We start from the raw sequence: 4,286 nt of genomic DNA, 5'->3' as shown, positions 1-4,286 counted from the left end.
CGACGTCAGCTTCCGGCCCGACCTCGACGACGCCGTGGTGAGACTGGGCGCGCCCGTCGCGCTGGAGGACGTGATCGCCGCGTACGTCGACAACGCGGAGGCGGAGTCGGACGTGACCAGGGCGATCGAAGTCATCGACGCCGCCGACCTGGGCGACGAGGACGCCGAGCTGATCGTCGGCGACGCGCAGGATCACGACCTGGCGTGGTACGCCAACCAGGAGCTGCCGTTCCTGCTCGAGCTGCTCTGACGCGCAACGATGTGACGCATTCGGAGCCGCCGACCTAGCTACGCAACCGTAGGTTACGGTACCGTAGGTTTCGTGAGGCCCTCAGAATCGACCACAATGGTGAGCGCAACCAAGACGCCGCGCAATCCTCAGGAGCTTCCGCTGGGCAGACGTAACCCCTCGATCACGGGCAACGTCGTCGAGACCAAGCGGCCCGTGGTCGCCGGCGCCGACCGGCACCCCGGCTGGCACGCGCTGCGCAAGATCGCCGCGCGCATCACCACACCGCTGCTGCCCGACGACTACCTGCACCTGGCCAACCCGCTGTGGTCCGCGCGCGAGCTGCGCGGCCGCGTCCTCGAGGTGCGCCGCGAGACCGAGGATTCGGCGACGTTGGTGATCAAGCCGGGTTGGGGGTTCAACTTCGACTACCAGCCGGGTCAGTACATCGGGATCGGCCTGCTGATGGACGGGCGCTGGCGCTGGCGGTCGTATTCGCTCACCTCTAGCCCCGCCGAAACGTCCGGTTCCGGGTCGTCGCGCACCGTCACCATCACCGTGAAGGCGATGCCCGAGGGCTTCCTGTCGACCCACCTGGTCGCGGGCGTCGAGCGGGGAACCGTCGTCCGGCTGGCCGCGCCGCAGGGCAACTTCGTGCTGCCCGACCCGGCGCCGCCGTCGATCCTCTTCCTCACCGCGGGGTCCGGAATCACGCCGGTGATGTCCATGCTGCGAACACTGGTGCGCCGCAACCAGATTGGCGACATCGTCCACGTCCATTCGGCGCCCACCGAATCGGATGTGATGTTTCGCGCGGAGCTGGCCGCGCTGGCCGCCGATCACCCGGGCTATCGCTTGCGGCTGCGGGAGACCCGCAGCCGGGGCCGCTTGGACCTCGCCCTGCTCGACCACGAGGTCCCGGACTGGCGCGAGCGTCACACCTGGGCCTGCGGGCCGGAGGGCATGCTGACGCAGGCCGAGCGGGTGTGGTCGTCGGCCGGCATCGGCGGGCGGCTGCACCTGGAACGCTTCGCCGTGTCCAAGGCGGCGCCCGCGGGCGCCGGCGGAACGGTCACCTTCGCCCAGAGTGGTCGCTCGGTGGCCGCCGACGCGGCGACGTCGCTGATGGACGCGGGCGAAGGCGCCGGAGTCCAGATGCCCTTCGGCTGCCGAATGGGTATATGTCAGTCGTGCGTGGTCGGCCTCGTGGAGGGCCACGTGCGCGACCTGCGCACCGGCGCGGAACACGACCCGGGCACCCGGATTCAGACCTGCGTGTCGGCCGCGTCCGGCGATTGTGTGCTCGACATCTAAAGGCTACTCACAGGTAACCTACGGATTCGTAGGTTACGATAGCGTAGGTATTGCACCGACGACACGACCGTAGGGAGATGACGACGAGTGGCAATCACAGACGTCGACGTATTCGCCCATCTGACGGACGCCGACATCGAGAGCCTGGCCGCTGAGCTGGACGCCATCCGCCAGGACATCGAAGACTCTCGCGGGGCGCGCGACGCCCGCTACATCCGCCGCACCATCGCCGCGCAGCGCGCGCTGGAGGTCTCGGGCCGGCTGATGCTGGCCGCGAGTTCCCGCCGCTCCGCGTGGTGGGCGGGGGCCGTCACCCTGGGCGTGGCCAAGATCATCGAGAACATGGAGATCGGCCACAACGTCATGCATGGCCAGTGGGACTGGATGAACGACCCGGAGATCCACTCCTCGACGTGGGAGTGGGACATGAGCGGGTCCTCGAAGCACTGGCGCTACACCCACAACTTCGTGCACCACAAGTACACCAACATCCTCGGGATGGACGACGACGTCGGCTACGGCCTGCTGCGCGTCACCCGCGACCAGCGCTGGAAGCGCTTCAACATCCTCAACCTGGTCTACAACACCATGCTCATGCTCCTGTTCGAGTGGGGCGTCGGCCTGCAGCACGTGGAGATCGGCAAGATCGTCAAGAAGCGGATGGAGCACGACGACGCCCGGCAACGGGTGGACGAGTTCCTGGCGAAGGCCGGCCGGCAGGTCTTCAAGGACTACGTCGCCTTCCCCGCGCTGACCTCGCTGTCGCCGGGTGCCAGCTACCGGTCCACGGCGACGGCCAACGCCACCGCCAACATCATCCGCAACGTGTGGGCCAACGCGGTCATCTTCTGCGGCCACTTCCCCGATGGCGCAGAGAAATTCACCAAGACCGACATGATCGGCGAGACCAAGGGCCAGTGGTACCTGCGCCAGATGCTGGGCAGCGCCAACTTCGACGCCGGGCCGGTGCTGCGGTTCATGAGCGGCAACCTGTCCCACCAGATCGAGCACCACCTGTACCCGGACCTGCCGAGCAACCGGTACGCGGAGATCGCGGTGCGGGTGCGCGAGGTGTGCGACAAGTACGACCTGCCCTACACCACCGGCTCGTTCCTGGTCCAGTACGCCAAGACCTGGCGCACGCTGGCCAAGCTGTCGCTGCCGAACAAATACCTGCGCGACGACGCCGACAACGCGCCGGAAACCCGCAGCGAGCGGATGTTCGACGAGTTGGGGCCCGAATTCGCGGGCACCGACCCCGAGACCGGCCGGCGGCGCGGCCTGAAGACCGCCATCGCGACCGTGCGGGGTTGGCGGCGGGCCAAGCGCGTTGAGCGCGACGCCCGGCGCGCGGACGACCTGGCGGCCTAGCACCCGCGCCGAGCGTGTACTGAGCGCGAGATTTCGGGCTGATTCTCGCCGTTCGCCATACTGGGATACGTGCCGGTGTTCGTCGGGTCGCAGGTCTCGCACTGGGACTTTCCGCGGAGCACGGCCAGCATCGCGTTGATGACCGAATTCGGTTGCGAGAACGGGCTTGCCGCGGCCGACGTGCTCGACGGCACCGGCCTGTCGGAGGCCGACCTGCGCGACCACCAGCGGATGATCGTCGGGCGTCAGGAGCTGGCGGTCGCCACCAACCTGGTGAACCTGCTGGGCAACGCGGCCGACCTTGGCGTGCGGGTGGGCGGCAGCTATCACGTCGGGTCGTTGGGCATCTTCGGCTTCGCCTGCCTGACCAGCTCGACGCTGGGCGACGCCGTGCGGTTCGCGGCGCGGTTCTACGACCTCAGTTACGGCTTCTGCCTGCCGACCGTCATCGTGGAGGGGCCGGTGGCGGCGTTGCGGCTCGACCTGCCCGACCTGACCGGTCCGGTGGCGGAGTTCCTGGTGCGGCGCGACCTGGCGGCCATCGCCCGGGTCATGGCGGAGATGTTGGGCCGCCCCGTCCCGTTCACCTCGATCGATTTCACCGGTCCCGCGCCGTCATCGGATGCCTTGGCCCGCAAGGCCTTTGGCGTGACACCGGGTTACGACGCGCCGGCCAACGTCGCGCGCTGGCCCGCCGCCCTGCTGGACAATCCGCTGCCCCAGGCCAGCGAGCAGACTGTGGCGATGTGCGAGCAGCAGTGCCTCGCCCTGCTGGAGCGCCGCCGGCAGCGGACCGGTGTCGCCCGCCGCGTCCGGGAGCGGCTGGCCTCCGTCGACGGCGAGCCCCACACCATCGCCGCCGTCGCCCGGCAACTGGCGATGAGCGAGCGGACGCTACGCCGGCGCCTGGCCGAGGAGAACACGTCGTTTCGGGATCTGCTCGAGGAGGTGCACCGGGTGCTCGCCGAGGAGCTGTTGGCGACGGGCGCGCTGTCGGTCGACGACGTCGCGCTGCGGCTGGGCTACGCGGAGGCGACGAGCTTCATCGCCGCGTTCAAGCGGTGGACGGGCACGACCCCGGCGCGCTATCAGCGCTCGGTCGCGCCCCGGGCCCGGCTGCAGGCCGTCTGATCGTGGCCGGAATCATGGATTTGCCGACCGCAATCGTTTGCCGGTGACGCGTCGCGCGGCCCTAACGTTTGCCGCATGACTTCGACTACTCGCAAGCCCCGCGTACTGGTGATCGGGGCCGGCTTCGGCGGCCTCGCCGCCGCCTACGAGCTGTCCAGGGACGGTCTCGCGGACGTGACGGTGCTGGAGAAGGCCGACGACATCGGCGGTGTCTGGCGGGAGAACACCTACCCCGGTGCGG

General features: G+C 69.0%; 4 protein-coding genes and 1 pseudogene. All 5 read left to right on the top strand.

The annotated features are described in order from the left end of the window. Positions 1-250 (top strand): annotated as a pseudogene (locus A5702_RS20430) (hypothetical protein); the annotation flags it as partial. Positions 251-349: 99 nt separating this feature from the next. After that, the gene (locus A5702_RS20425; protein ID WP_369817953.1) at positions 350-1,543 is read left to right on the top strand and encodes a ferredoxin reductase; all 1,194 of its coding nucleotides are present in this window, start codon (positions 350-352) and stop codon (positions 1,541-1,543) included. An 87-nt stretch (positions 1,544-1,630) separates the two neighbouring features. Further along, positions 1,631-2,914 (top strand): fatty acid desaturase, encoded by a 1,284-nt coding sequence (locus A5702_RS20420; protein WP_068223154.1) that lies wholly within the window; start codon positions 1,631-1,633, stop codon positions 2,912-2,914. A 69-nt stretch (positions 2,915-2,983) separates the two neighbouring features. Further along, complete coding sequence (locus tag A5702_RS20415; protein WP_082956143.1) at positions 2,984-4,045, top strand: AraC family transcriptional regulator; 1,062 nt, start codon at positions 2,984-2,986, stop codon at positions 4,043-4,045. A 75-nt stretch (positions 4,046-4,120) separates the two neighbouring features. Further along, a partial coding sequence (locus A5702_RS25915; RefSeq protein WP_156669690.1) for an FAD-dependent oxidoreductase occupies positions 4,121-4,286 on the top strand: 166 nt, incomplete at its 3' end.

This window comes from Mycobacterium sp. E3339 (assembly GCF_001666915.1).
GTDB lineage: Bacteria > Actinomycetota > Actinomycetes > Mycobacteriales > Mycobacteriaceae > Mycobacterium.
The sequence above is the reverse complement of the archived record's forward strand: the minus strand, read 5'-3'. Positions and strand labels throughout refer to the sequence as shown.